Source organism: Acidipropionibacterium virtanenii (assembly GCF_003325455.1).
In the GTDB taxonomy this organism is placed as follows: Bacteria; Actinomycetota; Actinomycetes; order Propionibacteriales; family Propionibacteriaceae; genus Acidipropionibacterium; species Acidipropionibacterium virtanenii.
The window spans coordinates 603,292-628,294 of record NZ_CP025198.1; the positions used below are offsets into that span (position 1 = coordinate 603,292).

The window sequence follows — 25,003 nt, forward strand, 5'->3', positions numbered from 1 at the left end:
GTTCGGTCAGCCGAGCATCTCCGGTTGCTGCGAATCGGGAAACTCCTGCGTGGCGACCCCGGGCAGCATTCCGTGGGCGACGCCCCACAGCACCGCCTGGCTGCGACGGGTGACCCCGATCTTGCGGTAGGCGGATCGGATGTAGGACTTCACCGAGTTGATGCTGAGGTAGCAGCTGGCGGCGATGTTCTGGTTGGTGATGCCCTGTGCGATCAGGGCGATCATCTCCGCCTCCCGCGCCGACAGACCCGCGTCGCGACCGGGCCAGTCGCCGGCGACGGCGTCCTTCGACGTCTCGACCATCCGCATCACCGGTTCGCCGTTGTGGGCGCGGACGATCGCGTCGCACAGCTCGCGGGTGCCGAGAGCCTTGGAGACGTAGCCGGCGACCCCCATGTCCATGAAGGAGTGGGCTCGTTGGGGATCGAGATTGTCGCTGTAGATGAGGACGCGGATATACCGCGGATCCCTCAGAAGATCCGACAGGGCGATCTCCGGCCTGAGCTTGGCGAACGCATCGAAAAGAATCACGTCGACCGGCCGTTCCGGCACGGTGGAGGTGGCGACCTCGACCACCTCGAAACGAGGATCGGAGCTGAGCATGTCAGATATTCCATGGACGACGACCGGGTAATCGTTGACCACACTCACAGTGATGGTCGGTTCGATGATCATTTCAGGGTTTTCCTTTGATGGGGTCGCAGTCCAGTGGGGCTCTTTACAACGGTACCGCGTGGGGACTGTGTGAGCGACCCGGCGGGGCCCGAGTCTCCGCGTCGCAGCGCGGTGGCCGTGCTGCAGGCGGTGCGGCCGGAGAAGTTGAATAAGAAATCGGGACGAGAGGCGGAGGATGAACATCGATCCAGTTGCGGAGCTGAAGGGCGAACTCGCCGAGGCGCTCGCCGTCGTCGAGCGTGCGGCCAGGAGCGCCGATTCGGACGAGGTGAGGGATGTCGCCGAGGCGGTCGCGACAATAGGGATGGTCACGAAGGTTGCTTTCACGCTTGTCACTGATTTCGTCGACAGGTTGGGAAACGGTGGGATGAGTATTGATTCAGAGATGAAACAGATCGAGTGGGCGAAGGAGCGATGATGCACAGAATCACTATCACGACGGGAAGTGGAAGATTCATGATCGAGGGGAGCAAGAGGGAGATCCAGGAGATCGCCGAGGGGATCGCCAGGAGCTTCTCGCGGGATTCGGGGGCGTGGCTGGCCCACGGCGACCGGACGGTGTGGATACCGGCGATATCCCAGGTCAAGATCGATCTGGCGGGGTCCGAGCTGCCCGGACTGGAGTCCACCAGGGTGGGAACCATCAAGAGCTGCATCGCCCCGATGCACTGAGCAGCGTGCTGTCCCGGACACGACAGGACCACCGATACCACAGGAGGCGGCATGCCCGGTGACAATCCGGTCACCGAGAAGATCGAGGAGCGGGAGCTGCGAGGCTTCCGCCGCGGGCTCATGGCCCAACGGTGGCTGAGCAGCGATACTCTCGCCGCGCTCGCGCTGGGGCTGGCCACGGTCGTCGCGCTGGTCTGGGCCAATGTCGGTGCCAGCTATGAGGCGGTCTGGTCCAGCGAGTTCGGCTTGCGACTGGGGCCGGTGGAGTTCCAGCTGACGCTGCGCGAATGGATCGACGAGGGTGTCATGTCGGTCTTCTTCTTCATGGTCGGCCTGGACGTCCGCCGCGAGCTGACTGTGGGAGAACTACGCTCGGGCCGTCGTGCGGTGCTGCCGGTGGTGGCGGCGCTGGGCGGCCTGGTGCTGCCCGCGCTGGTCTTCCTCGCCGTCGCCGGCGGCGAGTACGGCGACGCCTGGGGGACCGTCATCTCCACCGACACCGCGTTCGCGGTGGGCATGCTGGCCGTGGTCGCTCCTCGCAACGCTCCCCGGCTACGGGTGTTCCTGCTGGCGCTGGCCGTGGTCGACGATATCGCCGCGCTGGCGGTGATCGCCTTCGTCTACACCGATCAGCTGTCGCCCGTGGCGCTCGGTCTCGCCGCGCTGGGCCTGCTGGGGGTGTGGGGCCTGGAACGGCTCCACGTGTGGCGCCCGCTGCCCTACGCGGTTCTCGGCATCTACACATGGGCCTGCTTCCAGGCCTCGGGTGTCCACGCGACCCTCGCCGGGGTGCTCATCGCCCTGTTGATGCCGGTCTATCCGTTGCGCGGCCGCGACCTGCGCCCGGCGGAGCGGGTGTTCAACCTTTTCCACCAGGCGCCCCGGCCCGACATGGCCCGCCGGGTGCATGACGCCGTCTCGTACTCGGTGCCGTTGAACCAGCGGCTGTCCTCGGCCCTGACCCCATACGTCAACTATCTGGTGGTGCCGGCCTTCGCCGTCTCCAACGCGGGGGTGCTGCTCACCGGGGAGACCCTCGGCGCCGCCGCCGGATCGAGGCTGACCTGGGGCATCGTCTGCGGCCTGGTGGCCGGCAAGGCGGTCGGCATCACGCTGGCCGCCACCCTCGTCATCAAGCTCATGCCGTCCTCCCGGCTGCCGGGCCTCGACATGCCGCGCATCGCCGGCGCCGGGGCGCTGTCAGGTATGGGCTTCACCATCTCGCTGCTGGTCACCGGCCTGGCTGTCGATGACCCCGAGTCCGCCGACGAGGCCCGGGTCGGCGTGCTCGCCGCCTCGCTGCTGGCGCTGCTGCTGGCCTGGGTGGTGTTCCGTGTCGGGGAGAGGCTGCGACCGCTGGATCCGCCCGCAGGGACCTTCCTGGACAGGGAAATCGATCCGGACAACGACCACATCCGGGGGGAGCGGGAGGCCCCGGCCACGCTGGTCGTCTACGCGGGAATGAACCCGGCCTACCGGCGTCACACCGCCCGCGCGCTGCGGGAGGCCTTCGATGATCTCGGCGCCGAACGGCTGCGGATCGTGTGGCGCCACCACACCCTCACCGACGACACTCGCACGGCCGCCTTCGCCCTGGAGGCGGCGTCGGCCCAGGGGCAGTTCTGGGCGATGCACGACGAGCTGGTGCGGATGGACGGGCAGATCGACACCGACAGCACGCGCGGAGCCGCCGAGCGGATCGGGCTGGACGTCGACGCCTTCGAGCGGCGCAGGTCGCGACAGACCGATCGTGAGCGCATCGACAACGACAACCTCGATCTGGAGGGCTCGGAGGCCGGCGAGAGGCCGCTGCTGTACCTGGACGGGCAGCGGTTCGCGGAGCCGGTGAACAGTTTCAACCTGATATCGGCCATCCGATAACTCGGCCGGTCCCTTGACCGCGCGCCGGGCGGCAGTAGCGTCCACTCACAACACCGGGAGAGGCGTTCGTCACAAGGGATGAGGAGGCGTGGGATGCGAGCAGTGACCTGGCAGGGGAAGAGGGATGTCCGCACCGAGACCGTGGACGATCCGGGGATCGTCGAGGCCGGTGATGCGGTGGTGAGGGTGACGTCCACCGCGATCTGCGGATCCGATCTGCACCTGTACGAGCTTCTGACGCCGTTCATGCTGCCCGGCGACATCCTCGGCCATGAGGGGATGGGGGTGGTCGAGCAGACCGGCGCGGAGGTGACCTCGGTGAGAGCCGGGGACCGGGTCGTGGTGCCGTTCAACGTCTCGTGCGGGCACTGCCGGATGTGCCGCGCCGGCCTGCAGTCGCAGTGCGAGACCACCCAGGTGTCGGCCTTCGGGACCGGCGCGGCGCTGCTGGGCTACTCGAAGCTGTACGGCTCGCTGGCCGGCGCCCAGGCGCAGTACGTGCGGGTGCCCCATGCCGACTACGGGTTGATGAGGGTGGGCACGGACCTGCCCGACGAGCGCTATCTGTTCCTGTCTGACATCCTCCCGACGGCCTGGCAGGGCGTGCAGTACGCCGGCGTCACCCCCGGGAGCTCGGTCGCGGTGCTGGGGCTGGGGCCGGTGGGCCAGCTCGCGGCCCGACTGGCGGCGCACCTGGGGGCCAGGGTCTACGGTGTCGACCCGGTGGCCGAGCGGCGCGCCATGGCCGGCCGGCACGGCGTCACCACCTTCCCCGACGCCGAGGACGCCCGCGGCCCGATGCGCTTCGACACCGATGGGCGGGGGCCCGACGCCGTCATCGACGCGGTCGGCATGGAGGCGCACGGCAGCCCGGGCGCGACGGCGCTGCAGCGTGCGATCGGAGTCCTGCCGGGCGAGGCCCAGGAGAAGGCGATGACCACGGTCGGGATCGACCGGGTGGCGGCCCTGCGCGCCGCCGTGGACCTGGTGAGCCGCGGCGGCACGGTGTCGCTGTCGGGGGTCTACGCGGGCATGGCCAGCCCGACACCGCTGATGGAGATGTTCGACAAGCAGCTCACCGTGCGGATGGGCCAGTGCAATGTGCGTCGCTGGACCGACGATCTGATGCCCTTGGTCGAGGACCCCGACGATCCGATCGGCCTGGAGGATCTGGTGACCCACCGGCTGCCGCTGGAACAGGCACCGGAGGCCTACCGGATGTTCCAGCACAAGGACGACGGCTGCGTCAAGGTGATCCTGGATCCGGCCGGCTGAGAGGCGCTTCCCACCCCTGCGGATGTGGTTTTTCCGGTCGGGCCGGCGCATCGTGGCATTCAGATTCCCGGAATCGATTTCATGCGCGTGCGATCGATGGTTGGTTGAATGTGCAGGGAACTGTGCTTGAAACACCTCGTAGGGATCCTCATGATTGCGGACACGGGAACGGGGAGGAAAGAATCATGAACCGGAGCGATGAAGCCGCGAGCCAAGGCGCTCCACGCCCTGGTGAAACGGGTTCCAAGTCGTTGTACTACGCGCAGCGGATCTGTTCTCTCGGCGATGAGCCGGAGTGCGACGGGCGAAGCCTCGTGACCACCAGCCATGAGGTGATCCGGCACTGGGCCACCCGTCGCAACGCCGCGCCGGCGACCGTGATCGGCACCGAGTACGGCGACGAGCCGGGTGTGCTGCGTCTGGACTTCGACGCTGCCAGCCCGAATCTGCGTCACGTCGACTGGCGCGAGTGGTTGGCCATCTTCGACCAGCGCGAACTCGCCTTCCTGTACCAGGAGAACCGGTCCGACGGGTCGCGGAGCGATTTCTTCAGGATCTGCGGTCCCCGAACGCCGTGAACCGCATGGTGAGTGATCACACGGCCACAGCACGACAGGAGCAGCAATGACATCCGTACCGTTCGACAGCACCGTCGCCCTTCTGCGCGAGGGCTACCCCTTCGTCTCGGCGCGCTGCGACGCGCTCGGCACAGACCTGTTCACCAGCAGGATCGCGCTGCAACGAGTGACCTTCATGCGCGGGGCGCCGGCCGCCGAGCTGTTCTACTCCAGCGGCCACTTCACCCGCCGGGGAGCCGTGCCCCCGACGGTCCAGCACCTCCTCCAGGACAAGGGCTCGGTCCAAGGGCTGGACGGCGCAGCCCACCGTCACCGCAAGCACGCCTTCCTGGCGGTGATGGGTCCCGACGCCATGCCTGGCCTCGGCGACCTGTTCGAGCAGGAGTGGCGCGCCGCGCTGCAACGGCATGACGACGACCGGTTCGTGCTCAACGACCTCGCCGAGGAGATCCTCACACGCACGGCATGCCGCTGGTCGGGGATACCGACCGACCGGGTCGACGTTGAACGCCTCACCAGGGAACTGAGCCTGATGGTGGGGTGGTCCGGTAGCCAGGGGCCCGGCAACTGGTACGCGCAGTGGCGCCGACGCGGCACCGAGCGCTGGGCCGCGGAGCTGGTGGAGCAGGTGAGACGAGGAGAACTCGCCCCGGAACCGGGCACCGCGCTGCGCGTCCTGGCCGAGCACGCCGACGAGAACGGCGAGGAACTGCCCTCCGAGCTCGCCGCGGTCGAACTCATCAACGTGCTGCGTCCGATGCTGGCGATCGCCCGGTTCATCACCTTCGCGGCGGTGGCGCTGCATGAGAACCCGAAATGGCGCGAGCGCTTCGCCGCCGGCGACGTCGAGGATCTGGAGCCCTTCGTCCAGGAGGTCCGCCGCTACTACCCGTTCTTCCCCGTGGTGCCGGGGCGCACCGTCGACTCCTTCACATGGGACGGCCATCGGTTCGACCGGAACGAATGGGTCATCCTCGATCTGTACGGCACCTGTCACGACCGGCGGCTGTGGGACGACCCGGAGGCCTTCGAGCCCGAGCGGTTCCGCGGCTGGAGCTGGGACGACGACCCGTACTCGATGATCGCCCAGGGCGCCGGCGACCACGCCGGGACCCATCGGTGCCCCGGCGAGTGGAGCACCGTCGAGCTGCTGCGCCGCGCCGTGGTGCTGCTGTCGACCTCCGGCCTCACGGTCCCGGCGCAGGATCTCACCGTGCCCCTGAACCGGTTCCCGACCATGCCACGCAGCGGCGTCGTCCTGGCGCGCGGCTGAATGGTCCTGGCACGCGGCCGACCGGGCTCCTGATCCAGACCGGACGCAGATTTTCCCGGCCGCGATGTTGTCTCGGCGACAGTGCTGCATAGCGTGGGCGCAAATGGCCGATCGACGAGGAGGAGATCATGAAGGCGATTGTCTGGCACGGTATCGGCGATATTCGCCTCGATGACGTTCCGGAACCGACCGTCCAGGATTCCCACGATGCGATCGTGCAGATCACCAGGTCCGCGATATGCGGCACGGATCTCCATTTCGTCCGCGGCACCGTGGCCCCCATGAGGGAGGGCGAGATCCTCGGCCATGAGGGCGTCGGCGTGGTCGCCGCGGTCGGCGACCAGGTCCGCGGCTTTCGACCGGGAGACCGCGTCCTGGTGAATTCCAGCGTCTCGTGCGGGGCCTGCCGGTACTGCCGCCAGGGCCGCACCGCCCAGTGCGACGTCGCCAACACCAACGGTCCGGATGCCGGCACCGCCTTCTTCGGCGGGCCGGTCAGCACCGGGCCGATCGACGGGCTCCAGGCCGAGTACGTCCGGGTGCCGTGGTCGGAGAACTCCATGCACCTGCTGCCCGACAACGTCTCGGACGATCAGGCCATCCTGCTCACCGACATGTGGCCCACCGGGTGGTTCGGCGCCGAGCGCGCGGGCGTGCGACCCGGCGACATCGTCGCGGTCCTGGGTGCCGGCGGCGTCGGCCAGTTCGCCGCGGCCTCGGCGTACAAGATGGGCGCCGGGCGGGTCATCGTCGTCGACCACCACCGGTCCCGCCTCGAGACGGCGCGCGGCCAGGATGCCGAAACCGTGAACTTCGACACCGAGGATCCTGTCGAGGCGATCATGGACCTCACCAACGGGATCGGCGCCGACGCCGTCATCGACTGCGTCGGACAGGACTCCGAACGCCCCAGGACGGGCCCCGCCGCGATCACCGGCGCCGACGCCGCGGCATTCGACGCCGAGGCCCGCCGGATCGCACCCGACTCCCCGCCCGACGGGTTCGGGCCCGATCACCAGTGGAAGCCCGGAGACGCCCCGTCGTTGGCCGCCCGGTGGTCGGTCGACGCGGTGGCCAAGTACGGCCGCCTCTCCATCATGGGCGTCTACTCGCCGCGCGAGTTCGTCTACCCGATCGGGCAGGCGATGAACAAGAACCTCACCATCCGGATGGGCAACTGCGACCACCACAGGGTGACACCGCAGCTGATCGACATGGTCGCCGCCGGCCAGTTCGACCCGACGCGCTTCATCACCCAGCGCGAGCCCCTGCACTCGGCGATCGACGCCTACCGGACCTTCGACCTGCGCGAGGACGGCTGGTTGAAGGTGGAGATCTCCGATCCGTCCAGCTGAGCCCGCCGAGGCCCGTCACCCTCCACCGCAAGGAGCACCCCCGTCGCCGATCAGCTGCCCCTGGAGGTGCTCAAGGAGGCCGCGAAGACCAAGGCTCAGGAGGTGCTTGCGCACCGCGACGACTGACGATGCGATCGAACAATCGAGCCGAATTCCTGACACGCCTCTGGTGATGGATTGTTCGCGACGGGGCGTCCATAGTATGTGACGAGATATCTGGAGATGGAGAACTCACGCATGCCGACGTAACGGCGTCAGAGCGGCAACCAGGAACCTCTGATGCACATCATATCAATAGACATGGTTGGACGTGCATGAGATACGTCTTGAAAAGTCCTCAGACTCTCCGCATGGTGGCCGAAGATACTGCTTAGAGGAGGAACGATGAGGCACGGTGACGGCCCCGACGAACAGGACGGTGCCCGGTTCAGCGAAGCGAATTCGAAATCGCCGGACGACGCGCAGGAGAACTGGTCTGACGGGTCCCGGAGCAACCTCTCACGGATCGAGAAACCACAGCGCGGGATCAGATATGGCGTCGGCATCGGAGCAATGCTGGTCCTGGTGGCCCTGGGGATCAGCGCCGTCATGTTCCTCGGCCGGGCCGGCCTGCTGCCCCTGGCGCTGTGTGTGGCGGGCGGCGGTTACATCACCTGGCGGCAGTTCCACCCGCACATCCCTTAGCCGGCAGAACCGGCAGCCGTTGACACGTTTTCCGCTCGGGGTTGTCTCACCCGCAGCTCTGCATAGCGTGGGCGCACATGAGGGGCCCTTATATGCCGGATCGGTGGGGAGAAGACTACTGACGCAACAGGAACCGCAGAGAACTCGACGGGCGGCGGCGCCGCCCGGAACGGAGGAATCATGACCGACAGAAGAACAAACGGAATCCCGCTCAGCGCGCTGCGCCCGGTGCTCGACGCCGAGGGCCCGCTGGCCACCGTGTACCTGCAGGCCGGAGAGGCCGGCGCCGACGCCGAGGAGCAGGTGCGGTTGCGCTGGAAGTCCCTGAGTTCCCAGCTGTCACAGGCGGGCGCCGACGGTGCCACCCTGGCTGCCCTGGAGGACGCGATTCTGGTCGACGACATCACCGCGGTCCAGGCCGAGGGGCGGGTCCTGGCGGCCAACCGCGACGGCGTCCTGCTGAATGAGCGCTGGGACGCCACCGGCGACGCGGGGGACCGCGCCTCGCTGGGACCCGACGCCGATCTGGGCGGCTACCTGCGCGAACTGGCCCGTTCGGTCCGCGCCCTGGTGGTCGTCGCCTCCAAGGAGGGCGCCACCCTCCAGCGGGAGGTGCTCACACCCGCCCAGGTACTGGAGGCCGTCGGCACGCAGAACGTCACCGGCTCCGCGACCGAATCGGTGCACAAGCCGCGCGGCAACTGGCTGGAGCACAAGCGCATCCAGCGCACCGCAGACGAGGCGGCGACGCAGAACATCCGCGACGTCGTCGCCCGGCTGGTCACTACCGCCGAGGACTGGCATCCCGACGTGCTGGTCATCGGCGGCGAGGTGCAGGGGCGCAGCCGGCTGCGCGAGGAGCTTCCGCCCGCCCTGCAGGAGATCGCCGAGGAGGTCGAGACCGGTGGCGGCATTCCCGGAGGCGGCGCCGACGCCGTAACCGAACAGGCCCTCTCCGATGCCGTCGAGGACGTGGCCGAGCGGCTGGTGGAGCAGCGCGACCTGGAACTGACGAATCGCTTCGAGGAGGCCAGGGCCGCCGGCCGGACCGCCGAAGGGGGTCATCAGATCCGCGACGCCGTCCAGCTGGGGGCCGTCGACACCCTCCTGCTGCGACCCGACCGGCCGGGCGAGGATGAGAGTGAGCTGTTGCGTGCCGCGGCCGAGGTGGATGCCTCGGTGGCCCTTCTCGACGCCGATCTGAACGGTGATATCGCGGCGATCCTGCGTTTCAAGGTCGCTGCCGGAGCGGCGATCGAACATCCGTGACACCAGTCTGGAAGGGCAGGCCGAACGGCGACAGGATCTCCGTGTGCTCGGGAGTCAGTCACCGTCGGTGCTGTTCCGCTGAGCCCTCCTCGGCGTCCTCCTGCTCGTCCGCATCGTTGAATGAACTGCGCAGGGACCGTGCTCGTTCGATCTGCTCGTCGCGCTTACGGGCTCGCTTGTCGCTGGCGCGGGTGTCCCGGGCGGGAAGCTGAAGGACGGCTTCGGCGGCGATGCCCGCCTGGAGTTCGCGGGCTCGTTCGAGTTCGGAATCGATCTCGGCGCCGATCAGCAGGACGGCGTTGACGATGTAGAGCCACAGAAGAAGAATGATGACTCCGGCCAGAGCGCCGTAGGTGGCATTGTATTTTCCGAAGTTCGACACGTAGAAGAAGAAGGCCGCGGAGGCCACGACAGTGACGGTGATCGCGACCAACGCCCCGACGCTGACCCAGCGGAATCTCGGCTGTCTGACGTTCGGGGTGGCGTAGTAGAGCAGCGCAGTCAGGATCACGACGATGAAGGCCAGCGCGAACCACTTGAGCACGCCCCAGGCGGTCAGCGCGGCGGGGCCGACTCCCAGCAGCCTGCCGATCGCCTCGGCCACGGGCCCCGAGACCACGAAGATCACCAGCGCCGCCGCTCCCAGAGCGAGGATGAGAGCCGTCAGCCCGTACATCTGGGCGTTGAACTTGATGACGCCCCGGCCCTCGGGAATGTCGTAGATCCGGTTCATGGAACGGCTGAACGCCTTGACGTAACTGGAGGCCGACCACAGGGCGGTCAGCAGGCCGATGACCAGTCCGATTCCGGGTGCGGGGGTCGTCAGGACGGCGTCCAGCACCGGCTTCGCGGATTGCCACGCGGCGGAGGGCACGGCACCCTCGAGTTGGTTCAGGAAGGATGTCAGCGTCCGGCCTCCCTGACCGAACAGGCCGAGGATCGACACCAGGGCGATCATGCCCGGGAACATCGACATGACCGTCCGATAGGTCAGACCGGCGGCAAGATCGTTGCACCCGTCGACCGAGAACTCCCGGACCGCGGCCTGCGCCACGAATCTCCAGGAAGGCCGGTCGATCTGGGCGAGCGACTCGGGTTTCCCGACGTCCTCAGAGCCCGGTGACTCTTCCTTCTCCTCCTTCGCGGCGCGGCCGCGCCGCGGTGAGTCGGTACTCATCAGGGCTCATGTGTCCTTTCGTTCCTGAAACATCCGGCCGCCGCGCAACTGGAGGCCGGGACCATAACCTCAACCGATCACTGTGCCGGGCTCAGTTGCCGGGCCACTCCCCGGTCGCCCGCTGGAACAGTCTGGCCCCGCCCCGATCGACGAGTGCCTTGACGCCCGCGAAGACCGCGCCCTGTATCGCGGCAGCCGCCAGGACCTCCCCCAGTCCGAACTCCGACTCCAGCGCCTTGGGAGCATCCTTCGAACCTGATCGGGAGGCCTTCTTCCAGATCTGTTTGAAGATGGCTCCAGCCACCACGCCGCTGATGATGCTGCTCACCATTCCAACAGGTCGATAGAGAATCTTCGCCGACCTGCTGCCATTCTCCTGTTCAGGCAAGATGGTCTCACTTTCCGAGTTGTTGTACGGGGATTTCCGACTGCAATTCAACCACGGATCAGGAGTCCGGGTCGGGATGGTGCGCCGGCTCGCACGCGAAGCACCGGCCAGGTACCTGCTGCCGCACGGTGCCGACCAGCCGGTGGGCGGGCCGGGGACCGCGAGCAGAAGCACCCTGACCGGTGCGTCGAGGGCATCGCTCATCGATGTGGGAGCGCCCGTTCTACACGCGGTGTCGCCTGCCGGCGACCATTCCGTAGAGGAACAGCACGATCAGCGATCCGACGATGGCGAGGAGCCAGGTCTGGAGACTCCAGAAGTCCTCGAGTCCGACGCCGAAGATGGCGCTGCCGAGCCAGCCGCCGAGCGCTGCGCCGATGACTCCCACGATGAGGGAGCCCAGCCAGCCGCCGGGTGCCCGGTCCTTGAGAATGAGCTTCGCGATGCCTCCGGCGATCAGGCCGAGGACGATCCAGCCGATGATTCCCATTTCCTCTCCTGTTCATCGAGTTTCCCTGTGCGCATTCCACTCTGGCATGCAGGGAGGATTCCATCCCCACCCGTGGGGGTGGGATGACGCCCTTCCCGTGAGTGGGTGGGTGTGAGGCCTCCCACCGCGGCCGATCAATCCTTCTTGTTCTCGGCGGCCTTGTTCTCCTTCAGAGGGGAACGGCCCTGGCCGTGCGGGCCGTAGGCCTTGGGCGGTCCCTGAGGGATGTGCCCTGAGTCCTCGGCGGGAGGAATGCCCTCATCGGTGCTGGCGGCTCCGTCGGTCTCCTCCTGCGGAGTCAATCGCGAGGTCTCGGAAATCTGATCGTCACTCATGTCGTTCTCCTTTCGTGTCGTGGTCTGCGGTGCTCGCGCGGATGTCAGCCGAGGGATCACGGGCTGTCCGGCGCCCGGCCCTCCTCATCGATCTCGGCGCGCCGCTCGTCATCGGGACCGAACCGGTCCAGAGCGTCGGAGACCAGCCCGCGCGCGGTATCGGCCAGTTCGTCGGCGTCATTCTCCACAGTCTCGGCGCGGGATTCCTCGCTGGTCGCCCGGGTGCCGGTCTCATGGTTGAGAAGGTGTTCGGCGAAGCGCTGGTCGGCGTCGTCGATCTCGGTCTCATCACTGGGATTGGTCTGGTCGGTATCAGCCATGTCTGACCTCCTTCGATCCGTGGTTCTTCGATGTTCGCGCGTTATGGGGCGCAACCCAAGGGATTTCTGGCTCGGATTCGAGAACCCGGCGTCGAGTGGGACTTTCAGCGCGGGAGACTGCCGTGACACCCCGCGATTCCGTCCGGGGCAATTAGCCTGGGGGCATGACCTCTCGCGCCACCCCTCGTCCCAGCACCCGTGCCGTCGCTACGGCCACCCCGGCCCTCGACGACGCGTGGCGACGATTCATCCCGGGTCTCATCACAGACGACGTCCGGCTGGACCTCCCCCTGGACCATTCCAACCCCGATGACCCGCGGACCATTCAGGTCTACGCCCGCATCGTCGCCACCCCCGAGGGCCTCGACAAGCCCTACCTGGTCTTCCTCCAGGGCGGCCCCGGATGCGAGTCGCCCCGGCCCACCCTCACCGATCCGCAGTTCCCCGGCTGGCTGGCCCGAGCCCTTCAGGACTACCGCGTCGTCCTCCTCGATCAGCGCGGCACCGGGCTCTCCTCCCCGGTCTCCGAACCGGTCGGCGGCGCCGAGGACCAGGCCGAGTACCTCACCCATATGCGCGCCGACCAGATCGTCGAGGACTGCGAGGACATCCGCCGCCATCTCGGCGTCGAACGCTGGGCGGCCCTGGGTCAGTCCTTCGGCGGGTTCACCCTGCTGCGCTACCTCTCGGCGCACCCCGGGTCCCTGACCGCCGGATACTTCACCGGAGGGCTGTCGGCCGTCGGGCACCATCCCGATTCGGTCTACGCCGTCACCTTCGAGGGCATGGCGCGCAAGTCCGAGGAGTACTACCGACGCTTCCCCGAGGACCGCGACAAGGTGCGCGCACTGGTCGATCTGGCCGCCGACAACGGCGTCCGCACCCCTTGGGGAGACGTCGTCACGCCCTCACGGGTCCGCTCCCTCGGCAACTGCCTGGGAGCCTCGGGCGGCGCCGAGAAGCTGCACTATCTGCTGGAGCTGGAACCAAGCTCCCGGGCCTTCCGCCACGACCTGGCCGGGATGCTGCCCTTCGGCGGACGCAATCCGCTCTACGCCGTCATCCACGAGTCCTGCTACGCCGACGGTGCCACCACGGGCTGGGCGGCGGCCCGCGCCCTGCCCGACGCCTTCCGCGACGACCCCACCCTGCTGACCGGCGAGCACCTGTTCCCCGAATGGTTCGACACCGACTCGGCCCTGCAGCCGTGGAAGGAGGTCGCGCACCTGCTCGCCTACCACCCCTGGCCCAGGCTCTACGACGTCGACGCGCTGCGGGCCGCGCAGGTGCCGTGCGCGGCCGCCGTCTACTACCACGACGCCTATGTGCCGCTGCAGCTCTCCATGGAGACCGCCGCCCTGCTGCCCGACATGCACCCCTGGGTCACCAGCGAGTACGAGCACAACGGCTCCAATGCCTCGGGCGGCGCCGTGCTGGACCGGCTCATCGGACTGGCCCGCCGCGATCTGGTGCGCTGATCATGGACGCCGTCTCCACCCAGCAGGGGCTGGAGCACGCCGTCGCCGCGGGCGGCTCGGTGATCCACGTCGACTCCCCGGCCGATGTGGATCTCTGGCTGCCCCGGCGCGGCGTCTCCCTGTTCGACGGTGGAGCGATGATTCACGTCCACGGCCGCTCGCGGATCGTGCTGGCCGACGGCACCGCTATCGCCCACGACGAGGCGACCGTCACCTGTGGACCCGACGCCGTGGTCAGCGCCGCGGACCGGGTCACGGTGTTCGGGTCCGGGGTGGTCAATGCCTCGGGGGACGCCCATGTGATCGCCGACGGTTCGGCCTCGGTGACCGCCTGGGACCGCGTCCATGTGGAGCTGACCGGGGCGGCCACCGCCACCGTCTCCGGCGAGGTGATCGTGGACGCCGCCCACGACTCCCGGGTGCGGGCCGGCGGTCTGGCGCAGGTGGGCCTGCGCGATGACGCCATGTGCCTGGTTCGCGGGATGGCCCCCGACGGGGGAGTCAGGGTCACCAGCCTCGACGCCGTATGGGAGGCCGAGGAGGGGAAGGTCTGCTCGGCGTCCGGCGACGTCTCCACCCTGGCCGACCCGTACACCTGGTGCCGGATGTTCCATGTGGGGATCACCGGGGGCGTCGCCACCGTCTTCAAGGCGGTCGACGCCTTCTGGACCACCGCCCGGGCCGCCCGGGCCGGCGTCTTCTACCGTCCCGGAACCTTGCCGCAGGCCCCCGACTGGGTGGATGACGACGTCGCCGGCCACGGCCTGCATTTCTCGCCCACCCCCTTCCAGGCCCGCGAGGTGGTGCGCAGCTGTGCCCGCGTGGTGTCCTGCGGGGTGCTGGTCGCCGAGCTGCGGCCGGTCAGCGACGACGTCTGCAAGGCGCCGCGGGTGGTGCGGGCGTGCGAGGTGGTCGACGAGTAGCGGAGCGCTGCGGCGTCGGTTCCCGGTGCCCGACGTCCGACCACCGGAGCCTGTATTCGTGCCAGGCGGACGGCCCTGACCCCTGGACCCTGATTCGACCAAGGCTGATAGAGTAGGTCCTCGCGCCCGCGGCCGATGAGGCCGCCCGCATTCCTGAACCTCTCGCACTTCTGCGAGCCGCACGACCACACCCCTGTCGCCGGATCTCCACGCGGCGACCCGGGCCACGCCCTGCCCCGGCCAGGGGCCCCGCAATGCACGATCTCAACCGGAACACGCCTGTGACCATGACCCAGAACCCGACCCCCCGGACCGACACCGAACCGGATCAGAAGTACGCGGAGAAGCAGGAGAGCACGCTGCCCGTCCTGCCCGCGGGCGTCGACGACACGTCGGCGCCCGACCCCGAGCGGGTCGGAACCCAGGCACTCGAGAACCCCGGCGTCCTGCGGCGCAGGATCACCCGGCTGGCTGTGCCCGCACTGGGCGAGAACGCCCTGGAGAACGCCCTCGACATCGTCAACACCGTGCTGGTCTCCGCACTGGGAGCCGCCGCCCTGGCCGGTGCCGGCGCGGCACTCCAGGTGATGCAGATCGTCATCTCGGCACTCACCGCGCTGTCGACCGGGGCGTCGATCCTGGTGGCCCACGCCGTCGGCGCCGATGAGCCGGCCGAGAGCACCAGGCTGGCCCGCCAGGCCCTCATGTGGAGCCTCATGCTATCGGTGCCGATAGCCCTTGGCGGGGTGCTCGGCACCGACGGCATCGTCTCGATCTTCGGCCTGGCGCCCGCGGCCGCCGAGGTGGCCCGCTCCTACCTGGTCATCGCCATGGCGTCGATCCCGGTGCTCGCCATGCTCATGATCAGCGGCGGCGTGCTGCGCGGCGCCGGTGACGCCAGGACGCCGATGTACGTGACGATGGGCGCCAACGTCATCAACATCGGACTGGCCTACGCGCTGATCCACGGACACTTCGGGCTGCCTCAGCTGGGGGTCGCCGGGGCCGCCATCGCGGGATTCATCGCCCGCACCCTGGCCCTGGTCGCGATGGTCTGGCTGATGGCCAAGGGCCGCGCCGGGGTGAGCCTGGCCCGCCCTGTCGGCACCATCCTCGTCTACTGGAAGCCGCGCTGGGACGCAGCTCGCGCCATCCTCAAGCTGGGCCTTCCGGCGGCCGCCGAGCAGCTCGTGATGAGCGGTGCGTGGCTGGCCTTCACGATGATCGTCGCCCGCCTCGGAACCGAGACGATGGCCGCCCAGCGGGTGACCTCCAGCGTCCAGAACGTCGTCTTCCTGCCCGGACTGGCCCTCATGATCGCCACCACCTCCCTGGTCGGTCAGGCTCTGGGGGCCAGGCACCCGCTGCTGGCGCGCCAGGTGGCGGGGCGCACCGAGCGCTGGGGGATGGGCATCGCCGTGGTCCTCGCCCTGGTGGTGTGGCTGGGTGCCCGCCCGATCATGGGCCTGTTCACCGACGACCCGCAGATCATCGCGCTGGGGGCCGCGGCCCTGCCGGTGATGATGCTCACCCAGCCCTTCTGGGCCTGGACCATCCAGAACTCGGGCATGCTGCGCGGCATGCGAGACACCATCAGTCCGCTGGTCATCGAGGCCATCGGCAACTGGTCGGCGGTGGCGATGGTCTGGTTCATCGTGGAGCACGGCGGCGGCCTCACCGCCGCATGGTGGGCCTTCGTGGCCGTCGCCCCGCTCACCAGCCTGGCGATGACCTGGCGGAAGCGGGTGCGGGCCCGCAAGGTGGGCGCCTATCTGCCCGGCGAGACGCTGCTGCCCCGGCTGCGGAAGCGGGCCGTTCAAGCCGGGTGATCGGGGGAAGGCTGGGATGCGGGCGGCATTTTCACGGCCCCGAGGCCCGGTTCAGACGCTTCCGGTACCGGATCGGGGGTTCGGGAGCGTAAAAATGCCGGCCAGCGCTGACTGCAGGCGGCCGACGGCGTGGCCCATCGGGATCCGCTCCTGCTCCAGGCGCAGGTGACCGCTCTCCAGCTCCCGGTAGGTGGCCTCCTCGGTCTCGGTGAGCCCGGCGACGCCGTGTGCCTGGGTGGGTTCGGGAACTGCGAGGCTACGGAACCGGTGGAGGGTCTCGGCATCCATGAGGACCGAACGCGCTCCCGGCAGCCGGCCGCGGGCCCGCGACAAGATGTTGAACCCGTGAGTGTCGAGATCCCCCCAGTAGAGCACGGGTGAATCCGCGATCCAGCCCACCTGATCGAGCTGGACGACGGCGTGCCCACGGCCATGCACCGCCACCACCCCGGGCAGCGGCGGCAGCCCCGCCAAGGTGGTGAGGTTCTCGACGATCAGCACCGCGGCCGGGGCCAGCGCCAACCTGTCGAGCTCGGCGACGCCGGTGGTGAGGTCATGGAGCCGGGACCCCTCCAGCGCGTCGTCGAGAATCCGGATCCGGAAACGCTGCGGCTCCTCGGCCAGTCCCGTGCCCACCTGCCCGGTGACCGCTGTGAGGAGGCGTTCGACCAGTCCGCGATGGCGCTCCAGCCATTTGGTGTCGACGCCGGGGACGGCGACCATCCGCGGCATGAGACCGGAGTCGGGGTGGTCGGTCAGCCATGCCGTCATCGCCAGCAGCCGCTGAAGGTCGGTGTGGTCGAGGGCAGCGGCATCGTCGATCAGGCCCGGCAGCCCGTCTGCCAGATAGCTGGACTCCGGCCAACGGCTCCGGATGGCTCCGGCCGTCTGCCGGCACCTTCGCCAGCCGGCTGCCTGACCTGCGAGCTCCGCGAGCGCCTCGGCGGAGGTGACGCGCACTCGGGCCGGCAGCTTCTGGCGTCCCCAGCTGGGCCAGTTGCGGGTCGCCCATTCCAGCTCGGCACCATCTGGGCCCCGCCATCGGCGCCACGACGTCGCCCATCCGGCGAATGCGTCGGGATCGGCCAGGGCCTGGGTCTCGGTGGGAATGCCCAGGGAGAAGGTGACGTCGAGGCGGGGCTCGGTGATCCATGCGCGGTGATTGCGGCGGTACTTCGTCACAGCCCAGCGGCGCAGCTCGGCCTGATTCTTCACAGCAGGGAGTCCTGGGACTCGGAAGGATCCGGGGCAGTGGTCCCGGGCTCTCCGGTCGTTCCGGGCCTGTCGGTCGTTCCGGGCCCGTCGGTCCTGCCGGGCTCCTCGGTGGTGCCCGAGGCTGCGGCCTCCACCGGCTGCTCAGGGCTCCCGGTCCCTCCGGCGTCCCCGGAGCCCTCGCCGGCATCGTCGGTGCCGGCCTCGTCGAAGCTGCGGGCCAGCACCCGGCTCTCGTGGCCGGGCTCGTTCTGGAACAGGATCACTCCGCCGACGTAGTCCTCGAGGGTCTGGAGCATCTTCATCGGGGTGGCCAGCAGCAACTGGAACCCGAAACTGCGGAACACCTCCAGCCCGGCCCGGGTGAACTCCGGGTCGGTCTTGTCGAAGGCCTCGTCCAGGGCCACCAGCCCGTACTGGGGTACGGCGGCGCCGTCGCGGGCCAGCTGATAGCGCAGCGCGGCCGCCAGACAGAAGGTCACGAACTTCTGCCGTTCCCCGCCGGACCGTCCCCCGGCGTCCTCGTAGAAATCGATCGGTCGCGCATCGGCGTCGATCACCTCGGCACGGAACTCGACGTGCTGCCGGGTGTCCAGGCACAGATCGCGCCACTTGCGGTCCGCCAGTTCCTGGGAGCGGAATCGGGCCATCAGACGCTGAATGCGCAGGAATCGCTCCTCGGCTCCGCGACGCGCCTCGGGATCGTCGCCGGCCTCCATCACATCGGAGACGGAGTTGGCGGTGATGTCCTGGAGCTCGGCGAGGAAGTCGCGGACCTCGGGGAGGTGGCGCACCGAGACCTTCACCTGGAGGTGAGCGCCGGGGGAGTACTCGGTGCGCATGAGGGACTCGTTGATCGGGTCGATCCGGTTGCGCACCTCGCGGCGGGAGGTGCGGATTCTGCTGGACAGGCCGGTGATGTTGTTGCGCGACTGGCTCTGGAGCAGGTCGAAGAACCGGGTCTCGAACTCGGGCAGTCGGTCGCCGCGCAGCTGGTCGAGGAGTCTGAGGTACTCGGGGAGGTAGTCGACGCCGATCTGCAGGTCGGCGGCGCGCTGCGGCCAGCGCTCCTTGAACCTCCGGGTGTGGTTCTCGGCGAGTCTGACCTGGCTGTTGAGAGACGCCTGTGTGGCGCTCCGGTCCTTGCCGATGGAGTCCGATGCCGCATGGTGGAGGTGATCGATGTCTTCCAGATCGAGGCTCTCCTCGGACCTGCCTCGTCGCTGGGTGGGAGTGACGGTTCTCGCCTCGAGTGCCTTTAGTGCCTGCTCGGGGATCTCCTCGGCCCTGCGCAGCGCGGCCTGCCACTTGTCGCGCCGGTCGGTGAGGGTGGTGATCTCGCGTTCCTGCTGACCGGCGTCGAGCTGCAGCCGCAGGGTCTCGTCCTTGGCCGCCCGCTCGGTCTCCTCGCGTTCCTTGAGTTCCGCCTCCGCCCGTGCCAGCTCCAGGTTCCCCGCTCTGAGCTGATCCAGTTCCGCGGTGACGGAGGAGACCTCCGCCTCGGCGGCCGCGACATCGACATCGTCGGGTCCCAGACGCCGCAGATCGGAGAGGTCGTGACGTCGCTCCTGACGTTCCTTGGCCTCGGCGGCCAGACGATCGGCCTCGACTCTGGCCTTGTCGTTCTGGGCGGAGGCGTCGTCGAGCGCGGAACGCAGGGCTTCCCGCTTGGCCTCTGTGGAGGAGCCCAGCAGCCAGCGGGTGCGGTCGGAGACCGGCCAGCGATCATCCTTCTCGTGTCTGGTGGACGAGTGCTTGATCTGGCCGGCGCGGGTCAGAGCCCGGTCGACGCGGCCGAATTCGGCGACGTCGTCGACGCATCGGTAGTCGTAGCGGCGCGCGATGGTTGCCGTCAGCCATCCGGCGAACGGCGACGACACGGCGACGGAGACCTTCCCGGGGAGGGTGTCGCGCGCCGGGGCGCGGGTGGAAGCCGGGGCATCGGGTCTCACCCGCTCCCAGACGAGTCTGGTGCCCCAGTTCCGTCGGTCGATCGCAGCGGCCGCCCGGGAGTACAGGGCGTCGGGCACCAGGAGGGTACGGGCCAGGGGCCGCAGGACTCGCTCGATGGCGCCCTGCCAGCCGGACTGGCCGGAGTCGACGTCGATGAGCTCCCCGGCGAAGGGCAGCGTGGACGCCTCGACGCCCAGCCCGTCGGCGAGTTCGGCGCGGGCCCGCAGCAGGGCGGGCTCCATGTTGGAATGCTGGGACTCCAGGGTCCTCAGCTCGTCGGTGAGCCGTTGCACCTCGTCGTGAGCACCGAAGCTGACGTGCTGGGCCTGGTAGGTGATCTCGGCACGCTCCGCGTCCTGCCTGTCGAGGCTCTCGATTCTCGAGTCGAGCAGTGATGCCCAGTCGGACCACTCGCGCGCCGATCCGGGCACAGTCACATCGCAGCGTCCGGCCTTCTGCTCGGCCTCGGACCGTGCGGTGCGTCGCCGCGACACGGTCGCCTCATGCTCGCCGAGGAGGCGTTCCAGGACGGGAATCCGATCGCCTCCCAACCCGGAGATCCGGTCGCGGCAGGCCAGGGTGGCAGCGGTGGCGTCGTGCTCCCGGCGCTCGGCGGCGGTGATCTCGGTGCGCAGCCCGTCCAAGGTGGCCTGGTGGCGGGCGATGAGGGCGGCGGCGGTCTCGATGCGGCGCCGGGTGAAGAAGGTCTCGGCATGGTGCTGCTCGGCGTCGAGCAGGGCCAACGTCTCCCTCGCCTGGCGGTGGGCCTTCTCGATCCCCTCCAGGGGCGCCAGCGCCGCCACCTGGTCCCGGGCCTCCACAACCGCACGGTGAGCGGCCGACAGCTCCTCGAACTGGTCGACGGCCTGATCGGCCAGGGCGAAGGTGTCGGGTTCGTCGAGCATGAAGTCGCGTAGCAGGGCGTTGAGGTTGCCCAGGTTCTTGGCGGACTGGGTCTTGTGCAGCAGGCGCTGGGCCTGGTCGGAGGCCAGGCCGAGCTTGCGCTGCAGACGGTTGGCGAAACCGGAGTAGTTCTTGGTGGCGGCCCATCCGGGATGGGCGGCCTTGATGCCGCGCGAGTCGATGCCGTTGGCGACCAGCGGCTCGAGAGGCACCAGCTCGACGGTCTCGTCCGCGTCCAGATACAACGTCCTGACGTCGCCGGGGCCGGTGGCCTGCTGGGGTGCGTGGAACAGTCTCACCAGGGAGACGACGCGGCCGGCGGCGTCGTCGAAGGTGAGCGCGATGCCGCTCCAGGTGGCTCCGGTGCGCAGATAGGCCGTGGTCACCTGGCCGGTGGACTCGTCGACGTCGCGGCGGTGGGCGCCGCGCACATAGCTGAGGACCGACCGCGAGCGGTCCCCCTGGCCGCCCTGCTGGGCGGCGGCGTTGAAGGCCAGCCAGCGGGGCTGGACCATCACCGCGGCGATGGCGTCGAGCAGCGAGGACTTCCCCGATCCGGAGGCGCCGGTGACCAGGACCCCTCTGCGGGGCACAGCGATGTCGGTGGCGCCGTTGAAGGTGCCCCAGTTCACCAGCTGGATGCGCGACAGCCGGAACTGGCCGGGGAACTCGGGGGTCATCGGGCCTCCGCTCTGGTGTCGTCGGTCTCGTCCAGCAGCCGCTCGATGGCGTCGCGGACGGTGGCGACCTCGTCGGCGTCGAAGATGAGGGCCAGCACGGGGGAGATCTCGAAGCGGTCCTCCTCGGCGGTGGGCAGCAGCACCGAGTTCGACTTGAACCGTTCCACCGAGGAGTTGACGCGGCGCTCGAATCCGGCCCTGTCGGTGCTGGTTGCCGGGCGGTACACCGACAGCGCGTCGTCGATTTCCGCCCGGTCGATGAAGGCGCGGGTGTCCTGGGTCTCGGTGCGCAGCAGGGCGTCGCGCAGCAGTAGCACCAGGCCGGTGTCGATGAGGCTCAGCGGGGTGGAGCGGGTCACCTTGGGGATCTCGTCGGCCTGGGCCGGTTCGGCGTTGCGGATGAACGCGACGCCGCGCTCCGTGTCGACGACCAGGGCCAGGAAGAGATCGGCCAGCCGCGAGCGCAGCATCTCCTCGTCGCGGATCACCACGGGCCACAGCTTGGGATGGCGGTCCCGGTGGATGTAGGGGCCGCGCAGCAACTGCAGCAGGACCCGACGGGTCGCCTCGGTCAGAGTGCCGGTGTCGCCGGGGAACAGGCCCGGTGCGGCGGCCTCCGCCTCAGTCCCTCCTTCGATGGCGTGCGGCTCGCCGTCGATGTGCGGACCGGACGCGGCGGTCTCAGGCGATCGGGGCACGGCGGCTCCACTCCTTCGGGATCTCGGAGATGATGTAGCGCGGCAGGCTCATCGAGCGCCGGCCGCCACGCGACGTCTGCCAGCCGAGGTTCTCCACCGCGGTGCTGCGGGTGCAGCGTCCGGGCCCGCGGACCAGGCCCTCCGCCAGCACCAGCAGGCCGACGATACTGGCCAGCCCCTGATCGGCGGGGAACCGTTCGAGCACCTCGGCCAGGCTGAACACCGGCTTGTCGGCCGCCGTGAGGGAGATGGCCCGGCGCAGCGCGTCGAAGTCGATCTCGGAGGCCCGCACCTGTTCGCGCAGCGCCTCGAGATCCAGCTCGCCTGGGGCGATCTCGACGACCGGGGTCATGGTGCGGTTGTCGTCGGGATTGTGGAGCTTCCAGGAGGCGATGGTCGAGATCGGCAGTGACGTCGCGGGCAGCTCGTAGCCGGTGGGCGCGGTGGCCCGGTGCTCGGCGGCGACCGTTGAGAGGCGCGACCGGGTGGTGGTCAGCTCTGCGGCCAGGCGACGGTGCTCGCGGTACTCGTGGGTCTCGACGAAACGGTGGAGGCTGCGGGAGAACCCCGTCATCACCTGACGCACCTCCTGGGAGTCGTCCTGGAGGACGCCCAGCAGACCGCGCAGGAACTCCCGGTCGCGGTGGAGGACCGTGTGCGACCAGGGGCGGTCGAGGATCTGGTCGACCGACTCGTCAAGTGCCTCGGACCGCTGGACGTCGGTGAGCAGCTGGTGGAATGCGGTGAAGGTGCGGCCGGCCTCGGAGGACTCGATGACGTCGACGCCGGCGAAGACGTCGTCCAGGACGTCGCCCCGGGATCCGGATCCGGAGACGATCTGGGTACGAAGATCGTGATTGAGCCGTTCGAGATCCGCCGAGATCTTCGTGAAATCGGCGGGGATCTGGCCGGCCAGGCGCAGCACCTCCGCCAGTCTCTCGGCCGCGGTGACGTCATCCAGCACGCTGATCCGACCCGCCTCCACCGCGGCGATCTCGGCGTCGATGGCGTCGCGGCGGGCGTGCAGATCGGCCAGCCGGGTCCGGCGGGAGGGATCGGTGTCGCGGGCCAGGGAGCGCAGCAGCCCGGTGACCGTCGCCAACCGGGAGGAGGTCACCGTCGACTGCGGATGCTCCAGACGTCGCAGGAAGTCCATGGCGTCCAGGGCGGCCGGTGACAGGCGGACGGTCTCGGTGCGACCGGGGCCGGGGGAGCGCACCACCAGACCCTGGTGAATCCAGCCGATGAGGTACTCCTGGCCGCCCTGTGGCGCATCGACCCCCAGATCGCGGATCTGGTCGAGGGCATCCTCAGCGCGTTCCAGGAACTCCGAGGTGTCCATGGTGACCGGAGGTTCGTCGAGGATGGTGCCCAGTACGGCGGCGGAGACCGGAAGCAGGTCGGCGCGCAGCAGCGCCAACGCCGGGCTGTCGGCGACCAGGCGGCGCAGCGCCTCGGCGCGCGCGGACGGCGATCCGGCCATGATCACCTCCCCTGGCGTGCGACCGGGGAGGTCAACTCCCCATGTCCCGACCACGATAGAGGAGGGCGGCGACAGTCCGTCAACGGCCAGTGGTCGCGGCGGCGCCTCAACGTGGGCGGGCCGGAACCTGCCGGTTCGGTGAGCTGGCGCGGGTATCGAACCGAGTGCTGGCCAGCCGTCGTTCCGTTGCGGTGATGAGATCGAGGACGTCGGGGGCCCAGTACGCGCGGCGGCGCCGTCCCGCCGATCCCGACTTGAGGATTCCGGCCTCCTCGAGTTCGCCCAGCGCACGTCCAGCAGCCATGGCCGAGACGCCGTGGATCCGCTCGACCGTGGCCGCCGTCAGCACCGGTGTGCCCGGAAGATCCTCGAGCACACGCGCAGTGGCGGAGTCGGCGCGGAGGCGACGCTGGCCTTGCGACGATCGGAAGGTGCTGAGGCGATGCTCCCAGTCCTCCCGGACGGCTGTGACATCCTCGCGGAGTGTCTCCGCCTGCTCGGTCGCTTTCAGTACTGCCCCGGCGAATTCGACCAGCCAGATCTGCCTGCCCGTGATACCGGCCGTGGACCCGGCGTCGCCCACATAGCGGTACCCGGACAGCCCTCGAACGTACTCGTCGCTGAACGTCGCCAGAACGAGGCTGACAGGCAGCACTGAGGCTGAGGTGAGGCCCCGACGGGTGAGGGTGGTGTGGATGAGGGCTCGGCCGACACGACCGTTGCCGTCGGTGAACGGGTGAATCGTCTCGAACTGGGCGTGGACCAGTCCGGCCTGGACAACCGGTGCATGCGCGGCACCGTTGAGGTACTGGACGAGATCTGTCATGAGGTCCCCGACGAGGTCGGGCGCCGGCGGGACGAAGTCGGCGTCGATCGGATGCTGGTAGGAGCCTCCGATCCAGTTCTGGAGAGTTCGCAGTCCGAGGTGATGCCGATCGTCGGCGAGCAGGGCGTCATGGACGGCCACGACGTCCTCGACTGAGATCCGATCGGCTGCGGCGAGCCGAGTGGTGGCGTCTCGCACCAGAGTCATGTTCCTGGCCACCAGCTCGGCCTGTGCCGAGAAGCCTTCCAGGTCTTCCTCCTGGGCCAGCTCGGCCAGTGCGACCTGGCGGGCCGACGGGGCGATGCCCTCGATTCTGGAGGAGGCGATCGCCTCTGACCGGATCAGGAACCGGGACAGATGTGCAAGATCGTTGGCGCCAGGCCCGCTGTTGAGGCTGACCACGGCGCGTTCGGCCCGGCTGAGAAGTTCGTCGAGATCCGGACCAGTGGTGAGTGGCGATCCCGTCAGCCGGTCCGGGACGTAGTACTGGTACGGCCCCGAACGCCTGTCGCGCCGTGGGACACCGGAGGCGACGTCGGAGTGCCAGTAGGCGCCTTCCCAGTGGGCCATGGTCGCCCCTTAAGTGGTGGTGAAGCAGTGGTTGCTTAAACTTTAAGTGCTTAAAGTTTAGCCAACTGCCCGTTCC

23 protein-coding genes are annotated in these 25,003 nt (G+C 68.9%); 12 read left to right on the forward strand and 11 right to left on the reverse strand.

The window, feature by feature from the left end:
* Positions 1–6: 6 nt before the first annotated feature.
* Positions 7–675: a response regulator transcription factor gene (locus tag JS278_RS02630; RefSeq protein WP_114043843.1), complete on the reverse strand. Its 669-nt coding sequence runs from the start codon at positions 673–675 to the stop codon at positions 7–9.
* Positions 676–850: 175 nt separating this feature from the next.
* On the opposite strand from JS278_RS02630, the gene JS278_RS02635 reads away from it, so the two are divergent.
* From JS278_RS02635 to JS278_RS02675, 9 genes are all read left to right on the forward strand, one after another.
* Positions 851–1,093: a hypothetical protein gene (locus JS278_RS02635; protein ID WP_114043844.1), complete on the forward strand. Its 243-nt coding sequence runs from the start codon at positions 851–853 to the stop codon at positions 1,091–1,093.
* Entirely contained in the window at positions 1,093–1,347 is a 255-nt protein-coding gene (locus JS278_RS02640) for a hypothetical protein (RefSeq protein WP_114043845.1), read from the forward strand. Before JS278_RS02635 ends, JS278_RS02640 begins: the two co-directional genes overlap by 1 nt.
* A 51-nt stretch (positions 1,348–1,398) precedes the next feature.
* Entirely contained in the window at positions 1,399–3,228 is a 1,830-nt protein-coding gene (gene nhaA, locus JS278_RS02645) for a Na+/H+ antiporter NhaA (RefSeq protein WP_114043846.1), read from the forward strand.
* 93 nt (positions 3,229–3,321) lie between these two features.
* Complete coding sequence (locus JS278_RS02650) at positions 3,322–4,503, forward strand: alcohol dehydrogenase catalytic domain-containing protein (protein WP_114043847.1); 1,182 nt, start codon at positions 3,322–3,324, stop codon at positions 4,501–4,503.
* A gap of 314 nt (positions 4,504–4,817) precedes the next feature.
* Complete coding sequence (locus JS278_RS02655) at positions 4,818–5,081, forward strand: hypothetical protein (protein WP_114043848.1); 264 nt, start codon at positions 4,818–4,820, stop codon at positions 5,079–5,081.
* A 46-nt stretch (positions 5,082–5,127) separates the two neighbouring features.
* The gene (locus JS278_RS02660; protein ID WP_114043849.1) at positions 5,128–6,354 is read left to right on the forward strand and encodes a cytochrome P450; all 1,227 of its coding nucleotides are present in this window, start codon (positions 5,128–5,130) and stop codon (positions 6,352–6,354) included.
* A 128-nt stretch (positions 6,355–6,482) separates the two neighbouring features.
* A complete protein-coding gene (locus JS278_RS02665) occupies positions 6,483–7,709 on the forward strand; it encodes an alcohol dehydrogenase catalytic domain-containing protein (protein ID WP_114043850.1) in 1,227 nt (408 codons plus the stop codon).
* A gap of 384 nt (positions 7,710–8,093) precedes the next feature.
* Positions 8,094–8,393 (forward strand): hypothetical protein, encoded by a 300-nt coding sequence (locus JS278_RS02670; protein WP_114043851.1) that lies wholly within the window; start codon positions 8,094–8,096, stop codon positions 8,391–8,393.
* A gap of 180 nt (positions 8,394–8,573) precedes the next feature.
* Complete coding sequence (locus JS278_RS02675) at positions 8,574–9,662, forward strand: baeRF2 domain-containing protein (protein ID WP_114043852.1); 1,089 nt, start codon at positions 8,574–8,576, stop codon at positions 9,660–9,662.
* Positions 9,663–9,720: 58 nt separating this feature from the next.
* Here JS278_RS02675 and JS278_RS02680 read toward each other — a convergent pair whose 3' ends face one another.
* The 5 genes from JS278_RS02680 to JS278_RS02700 form a co-directional block, all read right to left on the reverse strand.
* Positions 9,721–10,839, reverse strand: a complete 1,119-nt coding sequence (locus JS278_RS02680; protein WP_114043853.1) for a YihY/virulence factor BrkB family protein — start codon at positions 10,837–10,839, stop codon at positions 9,721–9,723.
* 91 nt (positions 10,840–10,930) lie between these two features.
* On the reverse strand, positions 10,931–11,170 hold the full coding sequence (locus JS278_RS02685; protein ID WP_114043854.1) for a DUF4235 domain-containing protein: 240 nt from the start codon (positions 11,168–11,170) through the stop codon (positions 10,931–10,933).
* Between the two features lie 280 nt (positions 11,171–11,450).
* A complete protein-coding gene (locus JS278_RS02690; protein ID WP_114043855.1) occupies positions 11,451–11,717 on the reverse strand; it encodes a GlsB/YeaQ/YmgE family stress response membrane protein in 267 nt (88 codons plus the stop codon).
* A 134-nt stretch (positions 11,718–11,851) separates the two neighbouring features.
* Complete coding sequence (locus tag JS278_RS02695; RefSeq protein WP_114043856.1) at positions 11,852–12,052, reverse strand: hypothetical protein; 201 nt, start codon at positions 12,050–12,052, stop codon at positions 11,852–11,854.
* A gap of 56 nt (positions 12,053–12,108) precedes the next feature.
* Positions 12,109–12,372, reverse strand: coding sequence for a hypothetical protein (locus JS278_RS02700; protein WP_114043857.1), 264 nt, complete (start codon positions 12,370–12,372; stop codon positions 12,109–12,111).
* Positions 12,373–12,536: 164 nt separating this feature from the next.
* On the opposite strand from JS278_RS02700, the gene JS278_RS02705 reads away from it, so the two are divergent.
* The 3 genes from JS278_RS02705 (at position 12,537) to JS278_RS02715 (ending at position 16,602) form a co-directional block, all read left to right on the forward strand.
* Positions 12,537–13,850, forward strand: a complete 1,314-nt coding sequence (locus JS278_RS02705) for an alpha/beta fold hydrolase (protein WP_114043858.1) — start codon at positions 12,537–12,539, stop codon at positions 13,848–13,850.
* A gap of 2 nt (positions 13,851–13,852) precedes the next feature.
* Complete coding sequence (locus tag JS278_RS02710; RefSeq protein ID WP_114043859.1) at positions 13,853–14,773, forward strand: hypothetical protein; 921 nt, start codon at positions 13,853–13,855, stop codon at positions 14,771–14,773.
* A 287-nt stretch (positions 14,774–15,060) separates the two neighbouring features.
* The gene (locus JS278_RS02715) at positions 15,061–16,602 is read left to right on the forward strand and encodes an MATE family efflux transporter (RefSeq protein ID WP_181833809.1); all 1,542 of its coding nucleotides are present in this window, start codon (positions 15,061–15,063) and stop codon (positions 16,600–16,602) included.
* 51 nt (positions 16,603–16,653) lie between these two features.
* Here JS278_RS02715 and JS278_RS02720 read toward each other — a convergent pair whose 3' ends face one another.
* The 5 genes from JS278_RS02720 to JS278_RS02740 form a co-directional block, all read right to left on the reverse strand.
* Entirely contained in the window at positions 16,654–17,817 is a 1,164-nt protein-coding gene (locus tag JS278_RS02720) for a Wadjet anti-phage system protein JetD domain-containing protein (RefSeq protein ID WP_114043861.1), read from the reverse strand.
* Positions 17,814–21,350, reverse strand: coding sequence for an ATP-binding protein (locus JS278_RS02725; RefSeq protein ID WP_114043862.1), 3,537 nt, complete (start codon positions 21,348–21,350; stop codon positions 17,814–17,816). The genes JS278_RS02720 and JS278_RS02725 overlap by 4 nt, the downstream gene beginning before the upstream one ends.
* The gene (locus JS278_RS02730) at positions 21,347–22,048 is read right to left on the reverse strand and encodes a DUF4194 domain-containing protein (RefSeq protein ID WP_220150025.1); all 702 of its coding nucleotides are present in this window, start codon (positions 22,046–22,048) and stop codon (positions 21,347–21,349) included. The genes JS278_RS02725 and JS278_RS02730 overlap by 4 nt, the downstream gene beginning before the upstream one ends.
* Positions 22,032–23,531, reverse strand: coding sequence for a DUF3375 domain-containing protein (locus tag JS278_RS02735; RefSeq protein WP_114043863.1), 1,500 nt, complete (start codon positions 23,529–23,531; stop codon positions 22,032–22,034). The genes JS278_RS02730 and JS278_RS02735 overlap by 17 nt, the downstream gene beginning before the upstream one ends.
* Positions 23,532–23,637: 106 nt before the next feature.
* On the reverse strand, positions 23,638–24,927 hold the full coding sequence (locus tag JS278_RS02740; RefSeq protein ID WP_114043864.1) for a Fic family protein: 1,290 nt from the start codon (positions 24,925–24,927) through the stop codon (positions 23,638–23,640).
* Positions 24,928–25,003: the final 76 nt, after the last annotated feature.

Coding starts and splice junctions, on each gene's coding strand:
- JS278_RS02630 (WP_114043843.1), bottom strand. CDS start 675: ATGATCATCGAACCGACCATCACTGTGAGTGTGGTCAACGATTACCCG.
- JS278_RS02635 (WP_114043844.1), top strand. CDS start 851: ATGAACATCGATCCAGTTGCGGAGCTGAAGGGCGAACTCGCCGAGGCG.
- JS278_RS02640 (WP_114043845.1), top strand. CDS start 1,093: ATGCACAGAATCACTATCACGACGGGAAGTGGAAGATTCATGATCGAG.
- nhaA (WP_114043846.1), top strand. CDS start 1,399: ATGCCCGGTGACAATCCGGTCACCGAGAAGATCGAGGAGCGGGAGCTG.
- JS278_RS02650 (WP_114043847.1), top strand. CDS start 3,322: ATGCGAGCAGTGACCTGGCAGGGGAAGAGGGATGTCCGCACCGAGACC.
- JS278_RS02660 (WP_114043849.1), top strand. CDS start 5,128: ATGACATCCGTACCGTTCGACAGCACCGTCGCCCTTCTGCGCGAGGGC.
- JS278_RS02665 (WP_114043850.1), top strand. CDS start 6,483: ATGAAGGCGATTGTCTGGCACGGTATCGGCGATATTCGCCTCGATGAC.
- JS278_RS02670 (WP_114043851.1), top strand. CDS start 8,094: ATGAGGCACGGTGACGGCCCCGACGAACAGGACGGTGCCCGGTTCAGC.
- JS278_RS02675 (WP_114043852.1), top strand. CDS start 8,574: ATGACCGACAGAAGAACAAACGGAATCCCGCTCAGCGCGCTGCGCCCG.
- JS278_RS02680 (WP_114043853.1), bottom strand. CDS start 10,839: ATGAGTACCGACTCACCGCGGCGCGGCCGCGCCGCGAAGGAGGAGAAG.
- JS278_RS02685 (WP_114043854.1), bottom strand. CDS start 11,170: ATGGTGAGCAGCATCATCAGCGGCGTGGTGGCTGGAGCCATCTTCAAA.
- JS278_RS02690 (WP_114043855.1), bottom strand. CDS start 11,717: ATGGGAATCATCGGCTGGATCGTCCTCGGCCTGATCGCCGGAGGCATC.
- JS278_RS02695 (WP_114043856.1), bottom strand. CDS start 12,052: ATGAGTGACGATCAGATTTCCGAGACCTCGCGATTGACTCCGCAGGAG.
- JS278_RS02700 (WP_114043857.1), bottom strand. CDS start 12,372: ATGGCTGATACCGACCAGACCAATCCCAGTGATGAGACCGAGATCGAC.
- JS278_RS02705 (WP_114043858.1), top strand. CDS start 12,537: ATGACCTCTCGCGCCACCCCTCGTCCCAGCACCCGTGCCGTCGCTACG.
- JS278_RS02710 (WP_114043859.1), top strand. CDS start 13,853: ATGGACGCCGTCTCCACCCAGCAGGGGCTGGAGCACGCCGTCGCCGCG.
- JS278_RS02715 (WP_181833809.1), top strand. CDS start 15,061: ATGACCCAGAACCCGACCCCCCGGACCGACACCGAACCGGATCAGAAG.
- JS278_RS02725 (WP_114043862.1), bottom strand. CDS start 21,350: ATGACCCCCGAGTTCCCCGGCCAGTTCCGGCTGTCGCGCATCCAGCTG.
- JS278_RS02735 (WP_114043863.1), bottom strand. CDS start 23,531: ATGGCCGGATCGCCGTCCGCGCGCGCCGAGGCGCTGCGCCGCCTGGTC.
- JS278_RS02740 (WP_114043864.1), bottom strand. CDS start 24,927: ATGGCCCACTGGGAAGGCGCCTACTGGCACTCCGACGTCGCCTCCGGT.